Source organism: Halorubrum sp. SD612 (assembly GCF_002135005.1).
On the sequence record NZ_NEWI01000001.1, the window covers coordinates 42153 to 61261 of the forward strand.

A 19109-nucleotide genomic window follows, 5' to 3' on the forward strand; every position below is an offset into this window, starting at 1 on the left:
AACCGTTTTAGGCCCGAGACTCTCGGTGTACTCAAATGGGATCCTGTATCATCTGTGGCACCGACGTCGGGGGCGGTCGCGTCTGCGACTCGCACCAAGAAGACGTCGCGTTCGACTTCCGCGGCGACTCTCCCGACGATCTGGTTCCGAGCCGCTTCTACCGGGGCGTCGTCGACGGATACGCCGAGTTCGGCGTGTTCGTCGACCTCGCGCCGGGCGTCACCGGACTGCTCCACCGCTCCGAGCTCGACCGTCGCCTCGACAGCCTCGACTGGGAGCCGGGCGACGACGTGTTCGTCCAAGTGAAAGGCGTCCGCGACAACGGGAACGTCGACCTCGGCTGGTCGATTCGACAGGCCGACCGCGAGTTCCGCGGCGTCCTCGTACAAGAGCCCTCCGGCGAGCACCTCCCCGACGAGGCGTCGGGCGACGACGTCGAAGAGTCCGAAGCCGACGACGACGCTGGCGCCGCGGAGTCCGCAGACGAGGACGAGACGGAAGCCGACGCGGAACCCGAGGCGCCGAGCGAGGAGGCCGAAGAGGCCGATGCGGAGCCGAGTGAGTCCCAATCGACGGACGCTCCTGAAGCGGATGCGGCCGCGGACGAGGGCGTCGGATCGGACGACGCGGACGCGTCGGAGGAGCCCGCGTCCGAGACGACCGCAGAAGACGAGGTGTCCGCGGAGACAGCCACGGACGAGTCTGACGTGGACGAACCGGAGCCCGAGCGCGTGTCGATCACGTCGCTCGGCGACGCGGTCGGAGACTCGGTCCGGATCGAGGGCGAGGTCGTCGGCGTCCGCCAGACCGGCGGCCCGACGGTGTTCGAGGTCAGCGACGCGACGGGCGCCGTCGACGTGGCCGCGTTCGTCGAGCCCGGCGTCCGGGCGCACCCGGACGTGGAGGTCGGCGACGCGGTGCGGGTCGACGGGGAGGTCGAGAGCCACCGCGGCGACGTTCAGGTCGAGTCCGAGGCGCTCGTCCTCCTCGACGGCGAGGACGCCGAAACGGTCCGCCGCCGCCTCGCCGAGGCCCTCACCGACGAGGCGCGCCCCGAGGGGCTCCAGCCGCTGGCCGGCGACGAGACCGTCGCCGAGCTCGCTGACGACCTGCTCGACGCCGCTGAGGCGGTCCGCCGCGCGGTCCTCGAATCGCGCCCGATCGTCGTGCGCCACCCGGCGACCGCCGACGGCTACGTCGCGGGCGCCGCGGTCGAGCGCGCCGTCCTCCCGCTGATCCGCGACGAGCACGCGAAGAGCGACGCGGAGTACCACTACTTCACCCGCCGCCCGCTCGACGAGCCGGTGTACGGGATGGACGCGGCCACCAACGACGCGACGCGGATGCTCCAAGACCGCGACCGCCACGACGAGAAGCTCCCGCTCTTCCTCCTCGTCGGCGCCGGATCGACGACCGAGTCCGCCGACGGCATCGACCTGCTGTCGGTGTACGGGGTCGACGCGGTCGTCGTCGACGCCGCGGTCGCCGACCCCGAGACGCGGGACGCGGTCGACACGCTCGTCTCGCCGGAGCTGGCCGACGCCGACGGCGACGAGACGCTCTCGACGGGTGCGCTCGTCGCCTCGCTCGCGTCGGCGATCAACGACGGGGTCCGCGCCGACCTGCGACACCTGCCGGCCGTGAGCTACTGGGCGGACGCCCCCGATCGGTACGTCGACCTCGCGCGCGACGCGGGCTACGACGCCGAGCGCGTCGCCGAGCTCCGCGAGGCGGTCGCGCTGGAGGCGTACTACCAGTCGTACCAGGACAAGCGCGAGCTGATCGCCGACCTCCTGTTCTCGGACGGCGGCGACCTCGCGGCGCACGTCTCCGAGCAGTTCCGGGAGAAGCTGGAGGCCGAGGTCGAGACCGCGGACGCGAACGTCGTGACCGAGGCGGTCGACGGCGTCGAGTTCGCCCTGCTCGACACCGACGGCTACACCCACCGGTACGACTTCCCGCCGACGCCCCTCCTCCTCGACGATCTCCACCGGCGCCGCGCCGACGGCGAGCCGTTCGCGACGGTCGGCGTCGGCACCGACGAGCTGTACGTGCGCACGACCGCGGACGTCTCCGTCCGCGACGTTGCCGACCGCGCGGCCGAGCTCGCGCCGGGCGCGGACATCGCTACCGCCGGCGTCCGCGAGGGGAAGATAGAGTTCCTCTCTGGCGAGCGCGACGCGGTCGAGGACGCCGTCGTCGCCGCCGTCTCCGAGTCGTTCTGAGGCGTCACGCGGTCAGCCTTTTCGGACGCGGCGGAGTCAGCGACGCGTGAACGGCCCGGGCGGGAGGATGAGGTCGTCGAGCTCGGGACGCTGTTTCACGTTGAACACGACCGACAGCTCGTCGGTCAGCGGGTAGCCGTTACAGGAGAGCCGGAACCCCCGCTCGGCGAGGTCGTCGGGCATGATGTGGTCGGTCGGCTGCGAGAGCTCCCCCTCGGCGAGGTACACCGCGCAGTTCGCGCAGGCGCCGCCGCGACAGGAGAAGGGCCACGCGAAGCCGCTGCGCTCGGCCGCCTCAAGCAGACTCTCGTCCGGGTGGACGAGCAGGCGACCGTGGGCGTCGGGGCCGAGGTCGGCGTGGGCGGCCTTCCGGAACAGCTCGTCGTCCTCGAGCGACCAGCCGTAGTCGACGACCGCCTCGTAGTCGAGGAACTCGACGCGGGTCGACCGCGGCTCGCGCGCGTCGTCGCCCTCGGTGAGGTCGACGTCAGCCGGGTCGGTCCCGTCGCCCGCGTCGCCGTTCCCGTCGCGTTCGGACAGCTCGCGGTAGGCTCGGCGGACGAGCTGGAACTCCTCGATCGAGCCGCCCTGGTCCGGGTGCGCACGCTTCACGCGCTCGCGGTAGGCCCGTTCGACCGCCTCGTCGTCGGCGTCCTCGTCGACCTCCAACACCTCGAACGGGGAAACCATTCAGACGCCTCGCCGTACGCGCGTGACGCACATAAACTGCCCAGAAGTCGGCAGGCGGATCGCGGCGGGAGCCGAAGCGACTGCGGGCCGCGAACCGCCGCCGGTCCCCCCGACCCGTCAGCGTTTAACAGCGACGCGCCCCACTGACGGGTAATGGGAAACGCCGACCTGCGCGACCTCGCGTCGATCCGCGACGCGCCCTTCGCGGAGATCGAGGGGGGCGTCGTCGCCGTCGACGCGCACAACTGGCTGTACCGGTACCTCACGACGACGGTGAAGTGGACGAGCGACGAGAAGTACACCACCGCCGACGGCGTCGAGGTCGCGAACCTGATCGGGGTCGTTCAGGGGCTTCCGAAGTTCTTCGAGCACGACCTGATCCCGGTGATGGTGTTCGACGGCGCGGTCACCGACCTGAAGGCCGACGAGGTAGCGGAGCGCCGCGAGAAGCGCGAGGCGGCCGAGGAACGCCGGGCAGCCGCCGAGGAGCGCGGGGACGCCGTCGAGGCCGCGCGCTTGGAGGCGCGCACGCAGCGGCTCACGGACACGATACAGGAGACGACCCGCGAGCTGCTGGGACTGCTCGACGTGCCCGTCGTCGAGGCGCCCGCGGAGGGGGAAGCGCAGTGCGCGCACATGGCCGCGACGGGGACGGTGGACCACGCCGGCAGCGAGGACTACGACACGCTGCTGTTCGGCGCGCCGACGACGCTCCGTCAGCTGACGAGCAAGGGCGACCCGGAGCTGATGGACCTGTCGGCGACCCTGGAGGACCTCGGCCTCGACCGGCAGGGGCTCGTCGACGTCGCGATGCTCTGTGGCACCGACTTCAACGAGGGGGTCCGCGGGATCGGGCCGAAGACGGCGGTGAAGGCGATCGCGGAACACGGCGATCTGTGGGGGGTCCTCGACGCCCGGGACGCCGAGATCCCGAACGCCGAGGCGATCCGGGAGCTGTTCATGGACCCGCCGGCCGAGGACGTCGCGGTCGACGCCGACGTGAACCCGGACGTCGAGGCCGCCCGCGAGTACGTCGTCGACGAGTGGGGCGTCGCCGCGGGCGAGGTCGAGCGGGGGTTCGAGCGCATCGCCGAGTCGCAGGTCCAGACCGGGCTCGATCGGTGGACCTGACGGGGCGCCGAGGCGGGTGACGGAGGAGCTCGGACGCCGGGGTCGAGGTGGTTCAGACGCCGGGACCGATCCGGCGCTCCGGGCCGCCGTTCCCCGGCTCGACCGCCGCGAACACACCTTTTATTTCCTCGTCGTCAGAAGGATGATTCACACGTGTCGCGGACCGGAACCCGATCGGACCGCGGCGACCCCGACAAATGAGCTTCGACGTTCCCGACGACAGACGGTACTTGGAATCGCACGAGTGGGCGACGACCGGCGGCGACACCGTTCGGATCGGCGTCTCCGACTTCGCGCAGGACGAGCTCGGCGACGTAGTGTTCGTCGAGCTCCCCGAGGTCGGCGACGAGGTCTCCGCCGGCGACTCGTTCGGCGTCGTCGAGTCGATCAAGGCGGTGTCGGACCTGTACGCGCCCGTCTCGGGCGAGGTCGTCGCGGTCAACGAAGCCCTGTTCGACCGCCCCGAACTCGTCAACGAGGACCCGTACGGCGAGGGGTGGATGCTCGAGGTCGACCCGGCCGAGGGCGGCGACGCCGATGGGACTCTCGACGCCGACGAGTACGACCAGCAGATCGCTTGACCGCGCCGACCCGGATCCGACGACGGACATTCGACACCGCACCCGATCATGACAACGCAACGTTTCGACCGACGAGCCGCGAACCGAGGAGCGAACGACGGCCGGGCGACGGCCCGGGGACGCGGGGGAGCGACCAGATGAGCCGGGCCAACGGCACCCCGTACGCACCGCACACGGACGAGGAGACCGCGGCGATGCTGGCGGCGATCGGCGTCGAGGACGAGGAGGCCCTGTTCGACATCCCCGACCCGGTCGCCTTCGACGGCGACTTCGGCATCGAGCCGCGGACGGAACGCGAGATCCGCGACGAGTGCGCGCGGATCTTCGCGCGCAACGACGACCTCACGGAGTTCCTCGGCCGGGGGCACTACGGCCACTACGTGCCGAGCGTCGTCGACCACCTCGCCGACCGCGCGGAGTTCCTCACGAGCTACACCCAGTACCAGCCGGAGGTGTCGCAGGGGTTCCTCCAGGCGCTCTTCGAGTACCAGTCGATGCTCGTCGAGCTGACCGGGCTCGACGTCGCGAACTGCTCGATGTACGACGCCGCGACCGCGCTCGGCGAGGCCGCGACGCTGGCGGACCGCGTCCGCTCGACATCGGGCGACGTGGTCCTCGTGCCCGAGCAGCTCCGCGAGGGGAAGCGGGCGGTACTGGAGAACTACTGCGACGGCGCCGACATGACCGTCGAGACGTACCCGATGGCGGACGGCACGGCCGCCGTCGACGCGCTCGCGGACCGCGCGGGCGACGACGTCGTGATGCTGTACGCCGAGAGCCCGACGGTGCGGGGCTGCCTCGAAGAGCGGCTCGCGGCGATCGGCGACCTCGCCGACGAGACCGGCGCGCTGTTCGCGCTCGGCTCCGACGTCGTCGCGCTGTCGGTGCTCGAATCGCCCGCGTCGGTCGGCGCCGACGTGGTCGTCGGCGAGGCCGGTTCGCTCGGCCTGCCGACCAGCTACGGGATGGGGCTCGGCATCTTCGCCTGCCGCGACGACTTCCTTCGGCAGGTCCCCGGTCGGCTCGTCGGGGCGAGCGAGGACGCGAACGGCGACCGCGCGTACACGCTGACGCTCCAGACGCGCGAGCAGCACATCCGCAAGGAGCGCGCCACATCGAACATCTGTACGAACCAGGCGTGGGTCGCGCTCCGGGCGGCGATCCACGCGGCGACGCTGGGGCCCGACGGCCTCGTCGACCTCGCGAACGACTGCGTCCGCGACGCCGAGGCGCTGGCGGCCCGGATCGAAGGCCTGTCGGGCGCGACCGCCCCCGTCCACGACCGTCACCACTTCCGCGAGTTCGTGGTCCACGTCGACCAGCCGGCCCCGGCGGTCGCCGAGGACCTGGAGGCCGAGGGGTTCGCGGTCCACGCGATCGACGACCACCTGCTTCAGGTGTGCGTCACTGACCTGAACGCGGAACGGACGGACGGGCTCGTCGCGGCCTTCGAGGAGGTGCTCTAATGATCCACGACCAAGCGAACTACGAGCGAGACGGCGAGGACGTCCGGGAGCCGCTGCTCTCGGAGAAGGGGCAAGCGACCGTCGACGTGCGCGAGGGCTCTCCGCTGCCGGACGACCTGACCCGCGAGGAGCTGACGCTGCCGAACCCCTCGGAGCCGGAGACGGCGCGCCACTACACCCGGCTCTCGCAGATGAACTGGGCCATCGACGCGGGGCCGTACCCGCTGGGGAGCTGTACGATGAAGTACAACCCCAAGTTCACCGAGGACGTGGCGGCCGACCCGAACGCCGCCGTCCACCCCGACCGCTCCGCGCGCTCCGCGCAGGGGAACCTCGAACTCCAGTACCGGCTCCAGGAGGCGCTCGCCGACGTCGGGGGGATGGACGCTGTCACGCTCCAGCCGCCCGCGGGCGCGGCGGGCGAACTGACGGGGATCCTCGTCACGAAGGCGTATCACGAGCACCACGGCAACGACCGCTCGGAGGTCGTGATCCCGGCGTCGGCCCACGGGACGAACTTCGCGACAGCGGCGACCGCCGGCTACGACGTGGTCGAACTGCCCTCCGGCGAGGACGGGCGCGTCGACCTCGAGGCCTTGGAGGCGGCCGTCGGCGACGACACCGCCGCGCTGATGCTCACGAACCCGAACACGGTGGGCCTCTTCGAGCGCGACATCACCGAGATCGCGGAGATCGTCCACGACGCCGGCGGCTTGCTCTACTACGACGGCGCGAACCTCAACGCGCTGCTCGGCCGCGGCCGGCCCGGCGACATGGGGTTCGACGTGATGCACTACAACGTCCACAAGACGTTCGCGACGCCGCACGGCGGCGGCGGTCCCGGCGCCGGCCCGGTCGGCGTCGTCGACGAACTGGCGCCGTTCCTCCCAACGCCGCGGGTCCGCGAGGCCGAGACGGGGTCGGGGTACGAGCGCTTCGAGCCGGACCGCACGATCGGCCGGGTCCACGGCTTCGCCGGCAACTGGCTCGTGCTGATCAAGGCGTACGCGTACGTCGCCCGCCTGGGCGACGAGGGGCTCGCCGACGCGGCGGCGAAGGCCGTCCTCAACGCGAACTACCTCGCCGAGCGGATCGACCTCGACGTTCCCTTCGGCCCGTTCCACCACGAGTTCGCGGCGACCGCGGGCGACCGCGACGCGGCCGACGTGGCGAAGCGAATGCTCGATTTCGGCGTCCACCCGCCGACGACGAAGTGGCCGGAGATGGTCCCCGAGGCGATGCTAACCGAGCCGACGGAGATCGAGGGGCAGTCCTCGCTCGACGACCTCGCCGAGGCGTTCAACCTCGCGTACGCGGACACCGACGAGGCGCTCGACGCGGCGCCGAACCGGACCGCCGCCGCGCGGATCGACCAGGTCGGCGCCGCGCGGGACCCGCGGCTCTCGTGGCAGGCGCTCGACGGGGAATAGCACGCTCGTACACACGCGAACCGACCGGCCGACCCGCGGCCCGGTCGCGCCGAGCCCGTCGACGCAGAACTAGTCGGCGTCGAGCTTGTCGGCGTCGGGCTCGTCGGCCTCAAGCGAGGCCGCCCCGGGGGGCGCGCGCTTCGCCGTTGGCCAGCCCTCGGCGTCCGACGGCGAGTCGAACGGCCCCTCGCCGTCGACGAACCGGCGCATCACCCGTCCCTCGGCGCGGTGGAGCGTCTCGCTGCACGTCGACTTCGCGATCCCGTTCGCCTCGGCCAGCTCCGTGAGCGTACACCGCCGCGGGGTGTCGTAGTAGCCCCTCTCGACCGCCGCGAAGACGAGGTCGCGCTGCGCTTCGGTGAGCGTCCGATCCGGCTCGTCGCCCCCGGTCGCGGCGACGCCGACCGTCACCCCGTCGTCCGCGAGCCGACGCCCGAACGCTTCGATCCGGTCCCGATCGCCGACGACCGTCACCGTGGCGCGGCCGTCGGCGACCTCGACCGTCGACTCGATGGGGAGGCCGACCGCCCGCGCCGCGGGGAGGTAGACGGGGGCGCGGCCGACCACGCGGAGCGTGCGAACGTCGCCGCGGCGCTCGACCGCCGTCACGCGCGCGACGCGCTCGTGGCCCCGGACCATGTTCTCCACGCGGTCCCTGTCGGTGCCGGCGACGCGAACGGTCGCCGCGGTCTCCGGAGCGTCGCCGTCGACGGCGATCGTCTCCGCGATCCGGAGCGTCGCCGCGGGGACGCCCCGCGACGCGTCGGCGAGCCACGACCCGGCCGGGAGGCCCAACCGGAGCACCGTCCGACTCATCGCTTCCACCTCGCTCCACCCCACGGACCCGCCGTCCGGGCGGTCGCTGGTACACGCATCTCCCGTGGGAGTACCGTCCCGACTCCCCTCCGCCTACCGCTTCATACGTTTCGGACCTAAGTACCCCGGGCAGAGGCGGGCGGACCGCGGGCCGCCTCGCTCGCCGAAACGTGACCGTCTCGGTCGCCGAAGCGAGGCCGCTCCGGTGGTCGGGCCGACACCGCCGCGACCGCAGCACCGAAGGCCCCGGCGCCCGAGCGCGCTGGCATGGAGACCACGGACGCGTTCGTCGGCCTGACCTGCGTCGACTGCGGGGAGACGTTCGACGCGGAGGCGGCGACCCACCGGTGTCCCGACTGCGACGGCATCCTCGACCCGACGTACGACTACGACCGCGTCGGGCTCACGCCGGAGACGCTCGACGCCCGCCCCGACGGGTCGATGTGGCGGTACGACGAGCTCCTCCCGTTCCCCGCTGAGACCGCGGTGTCGCTCGGCGAGGGGGCCACCCCGCTCGTGGAGTGTCCCGGGCTGGCGGACGCGATGGGCGTGGGGCGGGTCTTGTTGAAAGACGAGGGCGCGAACCCGACGGGGACGTTCAAAGACCGGGGGCAGGCGGCCGCGATGACGGCGGCGCGCGAGCACGGCGCAAGCGAGGTCGCCCTGAACAGCGCGGGCAACGCGGGGCAGGCGGCAGCGGCGTACGCGGCCCGCGCAGACCTCGACGCGCACGTGTTCCTCCCCTCGCGGGCGGGGTTCACCCAGAAGGCGATGACCGAGGTCCACGGCGCGGACCTGACCGTTACCGACCCGGTGGACGGCAGCTCCCAGATCGGCGACGCCGGAGCAGCGTACGCCGAGGCGATGGCTGATAACCCGGATTGGTACTCGACGAAGACGTTCGTCACGCCGTACCGCCACGAGGGAAAGAAGACGATGGCACTGGAGCTGCTGGCACAGCTCGACTGGGAAACCCCCGAAGCGGTCGTCTACCCGACCGGCGGCGGCGTCGGGCTGGTCGGGATGCACAAGGCCGCCCGGGAGGCGAGAGAGCTGGGGTGGACCGACGAACTGGTCCCGATGTACGCCGCGCAGGCCGCGGGCTGCGCCCCGGTCGTCCGCGCCTACGAGTCCGGGGCGGACCGCCACGAGCCGCTCGCGGACGACGAGGTCGACACTGCGTGCAACGGGATCGCGATCCCGGATCCGGGCGCGAGTCACCTCATCTTGGAGGCGGTCCGCGAGTCCGACGGCGGTGCGGTGGCAACGACCGACCGGGAGATCCTCGACGCCGCGGTCGACGTGGCTCGCACGGAGGGGCTCGAGGTGGGCGCGACCTGCGCGGCCGCCGTCTCGGGGGCGTTCGCGCTCGCGGAATCTGGCGAGTTCGGTCCCGACGACACCGTCGTCCTTTTGAACACCGGCGCGGGCAACAAGGACGTGGACGCGCTGCGCGCGCACCTCGGAGAGCGAGAGGCGGCGGCCGCCGAGCGCGACGGAGTCTGAACTCTCGGGCACCTGAGTTCCCAGTCGCCGGAGCGGCTACATCTCCCAGTAGTCGACCGCGTCGTCGATCTCGTGGTAGCCGGACAAGGAGCGCTCGTCGCGGCCGCCGGGCGGCGACCCGACGAAGACGCCGAACGTCTCCGAATCGGGGTACACCGTCACGTCCGGCTCGGTCATCGTCGACAGCGCGAGGTAGCGCACGGGGTCGTCGCCCTCGTTGACGACGCGGTGCGCGCCCGACTCGTCGGCGGCGAAGGCGACGTAGTCGCCGGCCGCGATCTCTTCCGTCTCTCCCCCGTGGCGGAGCGTGGCCTCGCCCGCGAGGACGTAGAGCGCCTCCTCGTTGGCGGTGTGGTAGTGGTACGGCCACGACTTCGCCCCGGCGGGGAGCTCGTAGAGGCTACAGCCGATCGCCTCCCCGTCGGCCGCTTCGGCCAGTTGCTTCCGGCGGAATCGGGTCCCGCCGCGGTCCGTCTCGCTCCAGTCGAGGTCGCCTTCGTTGACGCGTCCCATGACCCCGGCACTCCGCGGGAGCTGAAAACGGTTCGGGAGACCGCATTCCCGCTCGTCGACGACGGCAGCCCGAGGCCGAGATCGGCTACTGACCCGGGCCCGGGGTCGCCCGGCGAACCGGAACCACTAGGGCCGGGCCCCACCACCCCTCGCGCATGGAACTCGGGGTCATCGGACTCGGGCGGATGGGGCAGATCGTCGCGAACCGGTCGCTGTCGGCGGGCCACGACGTGGTCGCGTTCGACCTCTCGGCGGAGGCGACCGCGGAGGCGGCCGAGAACGGCGCGGAGCCCGCAGATTCGCTCGCGGACCTCTGCGACCGGCTGGACCGGTCCGGCGGCGACGAGGACGCCGGCAAGCGGATCTGGCTGATGGTGCCCGCGGGCGACGCGGTCGACGCCACGCTCGCGGACCTAGAACCGTACCTCGACGGCGACGACGTGGTCGTCGACGGCGGCAACTCCCACTTCGAGGCGTCCACGCGGCGCGCCGTGGATACCGACGCCGCATACCTCGACTGCGGCACCTCCGGCGGCCCCGCGAGCGCGGAGGCGGGCTTCTCGCTGATGGTCGGCGGTCCGGCGTGGGCCTACGAGGCGATGGTACCCGTGTTCGACGCGGTGGCGACCGGACCGGACGGCCACGACCGCATGGGCGAGTCCGGGTCGGGCCACTACGTGAAGATGGTCCACAACGGCGTCGAGTACGCCCTGATGCAGGCGTACGGCGAGGGGTTCGAGCTCCTCGCCGACGGGCGCTACGACCTCGACATGGAGTCGGTGGCGCGCACGTGGAACAACGGCGCGGTGATCCGGTCGTGGCTCTTGGAGCTCTGCGAGGAGGCGTTCCGCGAGGAGGGATCGGAGCTCGGCGACGTGGCGGACCACGTCGCGGGCGGCTCGACGGGGACGTGGACCGTCGAGGAGGCGCTCGAACAGGAGGTCCCGGTGCCGATCATCTACCAGGCGCTCGCGGAGCGGTTCGACTCGCGCAACGAGGGCCGCTTCTCGCGACGGCTCGCGAACCGACTCCGGTACGGGTTCGGTCGCCACGAGGTCGCGCGGCGGTCGGACGAGGAGTGAGGGCGAGCACCCCGCGGACCGCTCGGTCACGGCGCGCTTGAGGACGCTGACTGAGAACCGGGCGCGTTCCGTCCCCGATTATCAGGGCCGGTCACGGCCGAGAAACACTTATGTATGGTCGTGGTAGGTATTGACACGCATAGAATGTTCGAGCGATTCTCGAGCGGCTACTACCTGGGGGAACTGTACGTGGAACCCCATGACGGCGAGCGCGCCGTCATCCGGCGGGCGGACCACGAACACGTCAACGAGCAGCTGTACGCGGACGGGGACGGCGTCGAGCGACTCGACGCCCCGCTCGTCATGAAAGTCGACGGCGGCCACATCCCGGTCGGCGGCGACGACGACGTACCGAGCGGCACGCTCGCGATTCCGCAGGGACTCGCCGACGAGACGCTCCCGGACCGGCGGAACGTGCTGTTGGCGGACGCGGACCGCGCCGAGACGCTCCTCCGCTGGGAGGGGTGGGAGCCGTTCGTGAACGCGTAGGACGCCGCCGCGTGTCTGAGGGAGTCGCGAACGGCGAAGGCCGCGGCGGTAGCGCCCGGAGACCGATAGGGGCGGGCCCGCGCGTCGAGTCGAACTGCGCGTGGGACCGACCGGCATAGCGACCGCGTAGGCGGGAAATGGTTCGATGTCGGGCCGCGGACGCCGCCGGAGCCGCCCGATCGGGCACTCGTGTTATTATGCCGGTCCGGCTCGTGTCGAACGTATGGCGCTCGCGCTCTCGGCCGAGCTGGTTGCGACCGTCGCGGTCGTCGTCGCGGTCGCGGGCGCCGTCAACGGGGTCGCGGGGTTCGGCTTCGCGGTCGTGGGGACGACGGTGCTCGCGTCGACGCTCGACCCGGCGGCCGCCGTCGCGTTCATGATCGTCCCGATGTTCGCGGTGAACGTCGCCCTCGTCGGAGAGCTCACGCGCGAGGAACTGCGGACCTGCGGGGCCCGGTTCGCACCGCTGCTCGTGGCCGCGCTCGTCGGCACCCTCGCGGGGATGGCGCTGCTCGATCGCCTCCCGGCGGCTCCCCTGCGCGTCCTGCTCGGCGTCGTCTCGCTCGGGTTCGTGGCGACCGCGCAGCGCGCGGTCGCGCTCCCGTCGCTGCCGACTTCGGCCGACCGCGAGCGCGCCGAAGGCCCGCTCGTCATGGGGGTCGTGGGCGTCGTCTCCGGCGTCCTGTTCGGCGCGACGAACGTCGGCGTCCAGCTGGTCGCGTTCGTCCGGAGCTTCGACCTCTCGCACGGGGTGTTCGTCGGCGTCGTGGCGCTGGTGTTCGTCGGGATCAACGGCCTTCGCGTCGGGGCCGCGGGCGCGCTCGGACTCTACCCGGACGCCGCGTTCGCGCTCGCGTCGGCCGCCGCCGCGGTCCCTGCGGTCGCCGGCGTCGCCGTCGGGACTCGCCTCCGAGACCGCGTGAGCGAGCGGCTCCGGCGCGGCCTCGTCCTCGGCCTCCTCACGGTCATCGGGCTCCGGCTGATACTCGGCGGCGCGGGCGTCGCCTGACCGGTGTCGCCGTCGCTCCGCCGGAGTCGCCGCCGGTCAGTCGACTGCGGCCTCGATGTCGCGGACGACGGACAGCACCGCCCGCCACTGCTCGACCGTCCCGGGCGGCTCGCGGTCGACGGTCCCGGTCCGGTCGGTGATCGACCGTCGGACCGCCTGCGGGTCGTCGATCCGGCGGAGCTTGAGGTCCGGCCCGCCGGCGACTTCGATCGTGACCGTGCCGTACCCGAACGCGGAACCGGTCACCGATTGACTGTACGCCGTGTTCTGTACCTGTGCCAGCCCGACGCGGCGGACCTTTCGGCCGAGCACGCCGCGTTTCGACCAGATCGCTCGAGTCGTGACCACGTAGTCGGTCCGTGTGACGCGGAGCAGTTCCCAGCCGGCGATGCCGACGCCCAGCGGGCTCGCCGCGGCGATGCGCGGGTCGACCGCGGCCGCCGCGAGGAGCGCGACGGCGACGGTCGCGACGCCGACGACGCCCCCGCCGAGCGCCGCCGGCAGCCGCGGGCGACCCGTCCACACGACGGTCTCGTCGTCGTGCCGAAACCACCAGTCGCCGGTCATCGGTCCTCGCACGCCGTCTCCGACGCGGTCCGCTCGGCGCCGACGTCCTCGCCGGTCGCGGTCGGCGTCTCGGCGTCGCCGCCGGCACCGTCGTCGGTGACCGCGGAGCGGATCGCGCGAAGTTCGACGAGGATCTCGGCGAGCACGTCGTCGGCGTCGCCGTCGCCGTCGGCGCTGTCCCGCTTTCCGGCGTCGATCTCCCTGGCGATCAGCTCCTGGACCGACGCCGGGTCCGGAATGCTCCGGAACCGTAGCTCGACGCCGGAGCCGCCGGCGGTGCTGACCTCGACCGACCCGTACCCGAGCGACGAACCGATGGCCGACTGCGAGTAGGAGATGTTCTGTACCTTCTCGAACCCGATCTGTTTCACGTCCCGGGAGAGGATGCCCCGCTTGCTGTAGAGCCCCTTGTTCGTGACGACGTAGTTCGTGTTCTTGTACTGGAGGTAGCTCGCGGCGACGATCGGGATCCCGACGAGGACGAGCGACAGGGGAACGCCGACGAGAAGCGCCGGGACGACGCTGTACCTGTGCGGCGTGCTCGCCCAGCGGATCTCCTCGTCGTCGTCGAGCGACAGCCAGTCGAGGTCGAGGTCGGCGGTGACGCCGTTGCCGGTCTTCGGTTCCTCCTGGAGGGACGGAGACGACATATCCCCCGAAGCGTCGGGAGACGCTAAAACGGTGGCGGAGGCGCACCGATCGGGTCACGCGCGAAGCGGACGACGTGAACGCGGCGACGAACGGTCGCGCGGGAGACGGCGGCGGACGGTGGCGCGACGCGCGGACGGCCCGGAGAGCGGCGTCCGTCTCCGCCGCAGACGCACCTTTTACGTCGCGGCGGGTCGCGAATTCGGTATGATCGACAGGCTGCTCGGGCGCGCCGAGCTGAAGGAGCGCATCGAGGAGTTGGAGGAGGAGAAGCGTCACCTCGAACGCCGCGCCGAGGCCGAGGAGGAGCGGCGGTCCGACGCGGTCGCCGACCGGCAGCGCGCCGAGGAGCGCGTGAACGAGCTCGAACACCGGATCGAGTCGTTAGAGGAGCGGCTGGAGCGCGCCGAGGGGACGGAGGAGACGGTCGAGTTCCGCCGCGTGAGCGACCGCAGCGGCTCGCGGCTGACGGACGCGCTCGAGCGGTTCCGGGCCGTCGAGAGCGACGACCCGGAGGGGTTGCTCACGGCGTATGTGCCGGACGCAGACTCGGTCCCCGCGACCGTGTCGGACTGGCTCGGCGACCGGACGGCGCTCGTCCGGCGGGCCGCGCCCGCGGTCGTCCTCGCCGACGACACGGGCGCGGTGAGCGCCGCGCTGACGCCGCCGGTCGAACCCGAACCGTTCGACCGGTGGAGCGACCGGTTCCGGCTCGACGACGCGTGGTTCCGCCCGACCGGCCGGTTCGCGTTCGCCGTGGTCCGCTCGGACACCTTCGCGGTCGGCACCTACGAGGGCGACGAGCGGGTCGCATTCGAGGGGTTCACCACCGACGTGAAGGAGGCACACTCGAAGGGCGGCTTCTCGCAGGGGCGATTCGAGCGCCGCCGGGAGGGGCAGATTGACGACCACCTCGACCGGGCCGACGAGGCGCTCGCCGGGGTCGCCGCGGGAGAGGACCTCGACCGCGTGATCGTCGTCGGCGAGCGCAGCGTGCTGGGCCGGGTTCGGGACCGCGCCGACGTCACCGACGTGTCGGACGCAACCGGCAAGCCGAAGGGAGCGCTCGACGACGCGTTCCGCGACTTCTGGCGGGTGCGGATTCGTGCGATCTGAACCGGGGACGCCCGTCCGGCGTCAGAACGGGCTCTCAGGCCCCTCGTCGGGATCGCTGGCGGCCGGCTCGTCCGACGCGGGCAGGTCGCCGATTTCCCGCTCCCACGCCTCGATGCCGCCGCGGAGGCTGTCGACGCGCGCGTCCTGCGTCCCCTCGTAGCTGCCGATGAGCTGGGCCGCCTGCTGGCTGGCGACGCCGTGGGGGCAGACGGTGACGATGCGGTCGCTGCCCTCGAGCTCCGCGATCCGGTTCGTCAGCTCCGGGAACGGGATACACTCGCTGTCGGGGAGGTGCCCTCGGTCGAACGCGCGCCGGTCGCGGATGTCGACGATGCGGAGCGACTCGTCGGGAGAGCTGTCGCCGCGCTCGTCGAGCAGGGCTGACAGCTCTTCGGGGTCGATTTCGCCGTCCATCAGTGGAGCGGGGCGAGGGTGGCCGTGAGCACGGCTCGGTCGTCGGTGTCGTTGCGGGCGCCGTGGACCGCGCCCCGGGCGTTCTCCACCACTGCCGGGGCCGCGAGCGCCTCTTCCTCGCCGTCGCGGATCACCGTCGGTTCCCCCTCCAGCACGTGGAACACGTTCGTGGCGTCCGCGTGCTCGTGGGGGTCGACGGTCGCGTCCGGGCCGAGGACGAACGCCTTCACGAGCGCGTCGTCGGTGACGACGACCTCCGCCGTCTCGACCTCGCCGGGAGCCGGGTCGAGATCGGCGACCGCCGCCGCGTAGCTGTCGAGCGTCATACCCGCACCTCGCGCGGGACGGGGAAAAATCGCGCGCTCGGGGCGGCTCAGTACGTCGGCGACTCCTCGGGCTCGCCGTCACGCGCGTTCGCGACGCGGCCGAGGGTGAAGAGGAGGTCAGAGAGGCGGTTGAGGTAGGTGACGACCGACTCGTTGATCGGCTCCGAGCGCGCCAGGTCGACGACGCGCCGCTCCGCGCGCCGGACGACGGCGCGCGCGTGGTGGAGCGCCGCCCCCGCCTCGCCGCCGCCCGGGAGAATGAACGACCGCAGGGGCTCCAGCTCCTCGTCGAACGCGTCGATGCGCTCCTCCAGCAGGTCGGCATGGTCGGGCTCCACCTGCGGGTCGTTCGGGTCGGGGTCGGGGTTCGCGAGGTCGGCCTGAACGACGTGAAGATGGTTCTGTATCGTCTCCAGCAGCTCGTCGATGTCCTCGTGGCCCGTCGGGCGGACCGTTCCGAGCAGCGCGTTCGCCTCGTCGACCGAGCCGTACGCCTCGATGCGGTGGCTGGACTTCGACACCCGGCTCATGTCTCGGAGGTCGGTCTCCCCCTCGTCGCCGCGACCGGTGTAGATGCTCATGCGAGGGTCCTCTCGACGTAGTCGACGATGTTCGCGCTCTCGGCCATCGTCACGCCGCGACCCTCGTCGACGAGGACGGGGACGCCGCGCTGGCCGCTCACTCGCTTCACCTCGTTCCGGTCGGAGTGGAGCGCTTCCACCCACTCCGTCTCGTACTCGACGCCCGCGTCGTCCAGGGCGTCGGCCGCCTTCTCGCACCACGGACACCCGTCGAGGGCGTACAGTCGAACGCTCATACCGATCGATCGGTCCGCGCGGTCAAGAAGGTGTGCGTCCGACCGCGACGGTGGGAGAGGCCTCGTATCGCAGCCCCGGGCCGCGGGCCGCCCCCTCAGCGATCTCGGTACGACGCCATCGCCTCCCGGTGTGCCTCCGGGATCGGCGTCGGCTCGCCCGTCTCCGGGTCCACGGCGACGAGCGTCGCCTCGGCTTCCGCCGCGACGGCGTCGCCGATCCGGATCTCGTGCGTCATCGTCGCGCTCGACCGGCCGAGATCCGCTATCTCGACGCTCACCGCGACCGCGTCGTCGTCGAGTTCGACCGGTCGCCGGAAGTCGATCGACAGCGACGCCAGCACGGTCGACGCCCCCGAGATGTCGAGGTCGAGGACATCGCGGAAGAAGCGCGTCCGCGCCTGCTCGATGTACGTCGCGTAGACGGCGTTGTTGACGTGGCCCATCGCGTCGATGTCGCGGAACCGAACGTCGATGTCCGCGGTGTAGGTCGCCATATCCGACCCACTGGCGGGGATCGTATGTAGGCGTCGGGATCGGCGTCGACCGCGGCGGCGCCGGGCGCCCCACCAACGTATAAAACCGACACGCGCGTACCGGCGAGACATGGACAACGGCGCGATAGACGACGTCGACAGGGCGATCCTGTACGCGCTCCAGGCGGACGCGCGGAACACGTCGTCCGGGGACATCGCGGAGCGGGCCGGCACCTCGGACAGCACCGTCCGCAAGCGCATCCAGCGGTTGGAGTCCGAGGGCGTGATCAAGGGGTACAGCGCCAGCGTCGACTACCAGCGGTCGGGGTATCCGCTCCGGATGCTGCTCTACTGTACCGCGTCGATACCGGAGCGCGGCGAACTCATCCCCGACATCCTCGCGATCGACGGAGTCGTGTCGGTCCAAGAGCTCGTCACCGGCGAGCAGAACCTCCTCGTCACCGTCGTCGGCGAGTCGGACAGCGACATCACGCCCGTGGCGCAGGCGCTCCTCGACATGGGCGTCACCGTCGCCGACGAGGTCCTCGTGCGGACCCACGAGACGACCCCGTTCGGACGGTTCGACGCCGGGCGGGACGGGGCGGAGGACTAACCGACGACGCGCTCGATGTCGAGCCCGGTCGCCCGCCGGACGACCGCACGGACCGGGTCCTCCGAGCCGGACAGGTTGTCGGAGTCGCCGTCGAGGACGAGGAGGGCCGCCCGCCGCCCGGGCTCGATCGCCCCGCAGTCGAGGTCGGCGATTTCGGCGCCCGCGGCGGTCGCCATTCGCAACACCTCCTGGTCGGTCACGTCGAACCGCTTCGCCGCCGTCGCCATCTCGCGGAACATTGACGGCTGGTTCAGCATGGCGTTGTCGGTGCCGAGCGCGACGGTGGTGTGGTCGAGCAGCTCCCGTATCGGCGGCGTCCCGACATCGAGGACCGCGTTCGCGCGCGGACAGACGGCGATCGGGACCGACTGGTCCGCGACGCGCTCCAAGTGGTCCGGCTCGGCGTGGACCATGTGAACGAGCAGGTCCGGGTCGTAGTCGAGCGCCGGGTGGATGTCGGTCGCGTCCGGCTCGCCCGCGTGGATCGCGAACGGGCGACCGCGATCCTCGCAGGCGGCGCGCTCCGCGGCGAACTCGTCGTCGTTCGCGCCGGAGGCCCCGTAGCCGTCGGCGACGTCGAGGACCGACGGGTCGCCGCTCCCGAAGATGAACGGGTCGACGCCCGTCTCCGCCGCCGCCTCGCGGAGCGCCCGCGCGCCGGCGGGCCCCGACTCGCGGAAGTCGAGCGTGGAGACCGTGCCGGTCCGACGCATGAACCGGAGCGTCCGCCGCATCGCCGACACCAGTTCGTCGCGGTCGGCGGCCGCCAGCCGCCGGTGCTTCAGGCTGTCCGGCGGCGCGACCGCCTCGTCGAGCGACAGGCCGACCGCGGCCTCCTTCGCGACGGAGTCTCCGAGGTGGGTGTGCGCGTTGACGAACGCCGGCAGCACGATGTCCGTCGAGTCGGTGTCCGTCTCCTCGACGGCGTCGATCCGCCCGTCTTCGACGACGACGCGTCCGCGGACGGGCTCGAACGACTCCCCGACCAGGACGGTCCCTGCGAGTTCTCGCATACCGGTCCTCCGGACTCCGAGCCGATATGGTTTCCTGAGTCGCGACGCCGAACGGGCTCACTTGCGACCGCGTACTCGCCAGGCCCTCCCCCACGAGAGAATAATCATAATGTTCTATAATGCTGTTCTTGCGAACGAATTGTGAATACAAACAGCTTTAATAGACGTTATGTTCTCAAAGTGG

22 protein-coding genes are annotated in these 19109 nt (G+C 71.7%); 11 read left to right on the plus strand and 11 right to left on the minus strand.

The genetic code is table 11. The annotated features are described in order from the left end of the window. Nucleotides 1-35: 35 nt before the first annotated feature. Entirely contained in the window at nucleotides 36-2225 is a 2190-nt protein-coding gene (locus tag B9G38_RS00185; protein WP_086219088.1) for a DHH family phosphoesterase, read from the plus strand. A 36-nt stretch (nucleotides 2226-2261) separates the two neighbouring features. On the opposite strand, the gene fer is transcribed toward B9G38_RS00185, so the two are convergent. Beyond that, nucleotides 2262-2915 (minus strand): ferredoxin Fer, encoded by a 654-nt coding sequence (gene fer / locus B9G38_RS00190; RefSeq protein ID WP_086219089.1) that lies wholly within the window; start codon nucleotides 2913-2915, stop codon nucleotides 2262-2264. Nucleotides 2916-3068: 153 nt separating this feature from the next. Here fer and fen point away from each other — a divergent pair, with 153 nt between their 5' ends. The 4 genes from fen to gcvPB all read left to right on the plus strand — a co-directional run bounded on the left by fen (nucleotide 3069) and on the right by gcvPB (nucleotide 7523). Then, entirely contained in the window at nucleotides 3069-4046 is a 978-nt protein-coding gene (gene fen, locus B9G38_RS00195; protein ID WP_086216440.1) for a flap endonuclease-1, read from the plus strand. A gap of 197 nt (nucleotides 4047-4243) precedes the next feature. Then, the gene (gcvH, locus tag B9G38_RS00200) at nucleotides 4244-4627 is read left to right on the plus strand and encodes a glycine cleavage system protein GcvH (protein WP_086219090.1); all 384 of its coding nucleotides are present in this window, start codon (nucleotides 4244-4246) and stop codon (nucleotides 4625-4627) included. A 137-nt stretch (nucleotides 4628-4764) separates the two neighbouring features. Next, nucleotides 4765-6093 (plus strand): aminomethyl-transferring glycine dehydrogenase subunit GcvPA, encoded by a 1329-nt coding sequence (gcvPA, locus tag B9G38_RS00205; protein ID WP_086219091.1) that lies wholly within the window; start codon nucleotides 4765-4767, stop codon nucleotides 6091-6093. Then, entirely contained in the window at nucleotides 6093-7523 is a 1431-nt protein-coding gene (gene gcvPB / locus B9G38_RS00210; protein WP_086219092.1) for an aminomethyl-transferring glycine dehydrogenase subunit GcvPB, read from the plus strand. Before gcvPA ends, gcvPB begins: the two co-directional genes overlap by 1 nt. Nucleotides 7524-7592: 69 nt before the next feature. Here the strand turns inward: gcvPB and B9G38_RS00215 are convergent, their stop codons facing one another. Next, nucleotides 7593-8339: a helix-turn-helix domain-containing protein gene (locus B9G38_RS00215; RefSeq protein ID WP_086219113.1), complete on the minus strand. Its 747-nt coding sequence runs from the start codon at nucleotides 8337-8339 to the stop codon at nucleotides 7593-7595. Nucleotides 8340-8606: 267 nt separating this feature from the next. On the opposite strand from B9G38_RS00215, the gene B9G38_RS00220 reads away from it, so the two are divergent. Continuing rightward, nucleotides 8607-9845, plus strand: a complete 1239-nt coding sequence (locus B9G38_RS00220) for a threonine synthase (RefSeq protein ID WP_086219093.1) — start codon at nucleotides 8607-8609, stop codon at nucleotides 9843-9845. Nucleotides 9846-9881: 36 nt separating this feature from the next. Here B9G38_RS00220 and B9G38_RS00225 read toward each other — a convergent pair whose 3' ends face one another. Continuing rightward, nucleotides 9882-10358, minus strand: coding sequence for a cupin domain-containing protein (locus B9G38_RS00225; protein WP_049930793.1), 477 nt, complete (start codon nucleotides 10356-10358; stop codon nucleotides 9882-9884). 155 nt (nucleotides 10359-10513) lie between these two features. Between B9G38_RS00225 and B9G38_RS00230 the strand changes: the two genes are divergently transcribed. The 3 genes from B9G38_RS00230 (at nucleotide 10514) to B9G38_RS00240 (ending at nucleotide 12938) form a co-directional block, all read left to right on the plus strand. Continuing rightward, nucleotides 10514-11440 (plus strand): NADP-dependent phosphogluconate dehydrogenase, encoded by a 927-nt coding sequence (locus tag B9G38_RS00230; RefSeq protein ID WP_086219094.1) that lies wholly within the window; start codon nucleotides 10514-10516, stop codon nucleotides 11438-11440. Nucleotides 11441-11584: 144 nt separating this feature from the next. Further along, complete coding sequence (locus B9G38_RS00235) at nucleotides 11585-11929, plus strand: DUF5802 family protein (protein ID WP_049930796.1); 345 nt, start codon at nucleotides 11585-11587, stop codon at nucleotides 11927-11929. A 223-nt stretch (nucleotides 11930-12152) separates the two neighbouring features. Continuing rightward, entirely contained in the window at nucleotides 12153-12938 is a 786-nt protein-coding gene (locus B9G38_RS00240; RefSeq protein WP_049930798.1) for a TSUP family transporter, read from the plus strand. 36 nt (nucleotides 12939-12974) lie between these two features. Here B9G38_RS00240 and B9G38_RS00245 read toward each other — a convergent pair whose 3' ends face one another. Continuing rightward, entirely contained in the window at nucleotides 12975-13505 is a 531-nt protein-coding gene (locus tag B9G38_RS00245) for a PH domain-containing protein (protein ID WP_086219114.1), read from the minus strand. Then, the gene (locus tag B9G38_RS00250; RefSeq protein ID WP_086219095.1) at nucleotides 13502-14155 is read right to left on the minus strand and encodes a PH domain-containing protein; all 654 of its coding nucleotides are present in this window, start codon (nucleotides 14153-14155) and stop codon (nucleotides 13502-13504) included. The genes B9G38_RS00245 and B9G38_RS00250 overlap by 4 nt, the downstream gene beginning before the upstream one ends. A gap of 205 nt (nucleotides 14156-14360) precedes the next feature. Here B9G38_RS00250 and B9G38_RS00255 point away from each other — a divergent pair, with 205 nt between their 5' ends. Continuing rightward, a complete protein-coding gene (locus B9G38_RS00255) occupies nucleotides 14361-15269 on the plus strand; it encodes a Vms1/Ankzf1 family peptidyl-tRNA hydrolase (RefSeq protein ID WP_086219096.1) in 909 nt (302 codons plus the stop codon). 21 nt (nucleotides 15270-15290) lie between these two features. Here B9G38_RS00255 and B9G38_RS00260 read toward each other — a convergent pair whose 3' ends face one another. From B9G38_RS00260 to B9G38_RS00280, 5 genes are all read right to left on the minus strand, one after another. After that, on the minus strand, nucleotides 15291-15683 hold the full coding sequence (locus B9G38_RS00260; RefSeq protein ID WP_049930805.1) for a rhodanese-like domain-containing protein: 393 nt from the start codon (nucleotides 15681-15683) through the stop codon (nucleotides 15291-15293). Further along, nucleotides 15683-16009: a cupin domain-containing protein gene (locus tag B9G38_RS00265; protein ID WP_049930806.1), complete on the minus strand. Its 327-nt coding sequence runs from the start codon at nucleotides 16007-16009 to the stop codon at nucleotides 15683-15685. The genes B9G38_RS00260 and B9G38_RS00265 overlap by 1 nt, the downstream gene beginning before the upstream one ends. Nucleotides 16010-16056: 47 nt before the next feature. After that, on the minus strand, nucleotides 16057-16590 hold the full coding sequence (locus B9G38_RS00270) for a cob(I)yrinic acid a,c-diamide adenosyltransferase (RefSeq protein WP_086219097.1): 534 nt from the start codon (nucleotides 16588-16590) through the stop codon (nucleotides 16057-16059). Further along, on the minus strand, nucleotides 16587-16826 hold the full coding sequence (locus B9G38_RS00275) for a glutaredoxin family protein (RefSeq protein ID WP_049930810.1): 240 nt from the start codon (nucleotides 16824-16826) through the stop codon (nucleotides 16587-16589). Before B9G38_RS00275 ends, B9G38_RS00270 begins: the two co-directional genes overlap by 4 nt. A gap of 95 nt (nucleotides 16827-16921) precedes the next feature. Continuing rightward, the gene (locus tag B9G38_RS00280) at nucleotides 16922-17320 is read right to left on the minus strand and encodes a thioesterase family protein (protein WP_086219098.1); all 399 of its coding nucleotides are present in this window, start codon (nucleotides 17318-17320) and stop codon (nucleotides 16922-16924) included. Between the two features lie 109 nt (nucleotides 17321-17429). Between B9G38_RS00280 and B9G38_RS00285 the strand changes: the two genes are divergently transcribed. After that, entirely contained in the window at nucleotides 17430-17912 is a 483-nt protein-coding gene (locus tag B9G38_RS00285) for an Lrp/AsnC family transcriptional regulator (protein WP_049930813.1), read from the plus strand. On the opposite strand, the gene B9G38_RS00290 is transcribed toward B9G38_RS00285, so the two are convergent. Further along, complete coding sequence (locus B9G38_RS00290; RefSeq protein ID WP_086219099.1) at nucleotides 17909-18925, minus strand: amidohydrolase family protein; 1017 nt, start codon at nucleotides 18923-18925, stop codon at nucleotides 17909-17911. The two genes, B9G38_RS00285 and B9G38_RS00290, sit on opposite strands and share 4 nt — an antisense overlap. Between the last annotated feature and the right edge of the window lie 184 nt (nucleotides 18926-19109).

Bases quoted from the DNA above. Each gene is read 5' to 3' on its own strand.
- B9G38_RS00185 (WP_086219088.1), top strand. From the start codon at position 36: ATGGGATCCTGTATCATCTGTGGCACCGACGTCGGGGGCGGTCGCGTC.
- fer (WP_086219089.1), bottom strand. From the start codon at position 2,915: ATGGTTTCCCCGTTCGAGGTGTTGGAGGTCGACGAGGACGCCGACGAC.
- fen (WP_086216440.1), top strand. From the start codon at position 3,069: ATGGGAAACGCCGACCTGCGCGACCTCGCGTCGATCCGCGACGCGCCC.
- gcvH (WP_086219090.1), top strand. From the start codon at position 4,244: ATGAGCTTCGACGTTCCCGACGACAGACGGTACTTGGAATCGCACGAG.
- gcvPA (WP_086219091.1), top strand. From the start codon at position 4,765: ATGAGCCGGGCCAACGGCACCCCGTACGCACCGCACACGGACGAGGAG.
- gcvPB (WP_086219092.1), top strand. From the start codon at position 6,093: ATGATCCACGACCAAGCGAACTACGAGCGAGACGGCGAGGACGTCCGG.
- B9G38_RS00215 (WP_086219113.1), bottom strand. From the start codon at position 8,339: ATGAGTCGGACGGTGCTCCGGTTGGGCCTCCCGGCCGGGTCGTGGCTC.
- B9G38_RS00220 (WP_086219093.1), top strand. From the start codon at position 8,607: ATGGAGACCACGGACGCGTTCGTCGGCCTGACCTGCGTCGACTGCGGG.
- B9G38_RS00225 (WP_049930793.1), bottom strand. From the start codon at position 10,358: ATGGGACGCGTCAACGAAGGCGACCTCGACTGGAGCGAGACGGACCGC.
- B9G38_RS00230 (WP_086219094.1), top strand. From the start codon at position 10,514: ATGGAACTCGGGGTCATCGGACTCGGGCGGATGGGGCAGATCGTCGCG.
- B9G38_RS00235 (WP_049930796.1), top strand. From the start codon at position 11,585: ATGTTCGAGCGATTCTCGAGCGGCTACTACCTGGGGGAACTGTACGTG.
- B9G38_RS00240 (WP_049930798.1), top strand. From the start codon at position 12,153: ATGGCGCTCGCGCTCTCGGCCGAGCTGGTTGCGACCGTCGCGGTCGTC.
- B9G38_RS00245 (WP_086219114.1), bottom strand. From the start codon at position 13,505: ATGACCGGCGACTGGTGGTTTCGGCACGACGACGAGACCGTCGTGTGG.
- B9G38_RS00250 (WP_086219095.1), bottom strand. From the start codon at position 14,155: ATGTCGTCTCCGTCCCTCCAGGAGGAACCGAAGACCGGCAACGGCGTC.
- B9G38_RS00255 (WP_086219096.1), top strand. From the start codon at position 14,361: ATGATCGACAGGCTGCTCGGGCGCGCCGAGCTGAAGGAGCGCATCGAG.
- B9G38_RS00260 (WP_049930805.1), bottom strand. From the start codon at position 15,683: ATGGACGGCGAAATCGACCCCGAAGAGCTGTCAGCCCTGCTCGACGAG.
- B9G38_RS00265 (WP_049930806.1), bottom strand. From the start codon at position 16,009: ATGACGCTCGACAGCTACGCGGCGGCGGTCGCCGATCTCGACCCGGCT.
- B9G38_RS00270 (WP_086219097.1), bottom strand. From the start codon at position 16,590: ATGAGCATCTACACCGGTCGCGGCGACGAGGGGGAGACCGACCTCCGA.
- B9G38_RS00275 (WP_049930810.1), bottom strand. From the start codon at position 16,826: ATGAGCGTTCGACTGTACGCCCTCGACGGGTGTCCGTGGTGCGAGAAG.
- B9G38_RS00280 (WP_086219098.1), bottom strand. From the start codon at position 17,320: ATGGCGACCTACACCGCGGACATCGACGTTCGGTTCCGCGACATCGAC.
- B9G38_RS00285 (WP_049930813.1), top strand. From the start codon at position 17,430: ATGGACAACGGCGCGATAGACGACGTCGACAGGGCGATCCTGTACGCG.
- B9G38_RS00290 (WP_086219099.1), bottom strand. From the start codon at position 18,925: ATGCGAGAACTCGCAGGGACCGTCCTGGTCGGGGAGTCGTTCGAGCCC.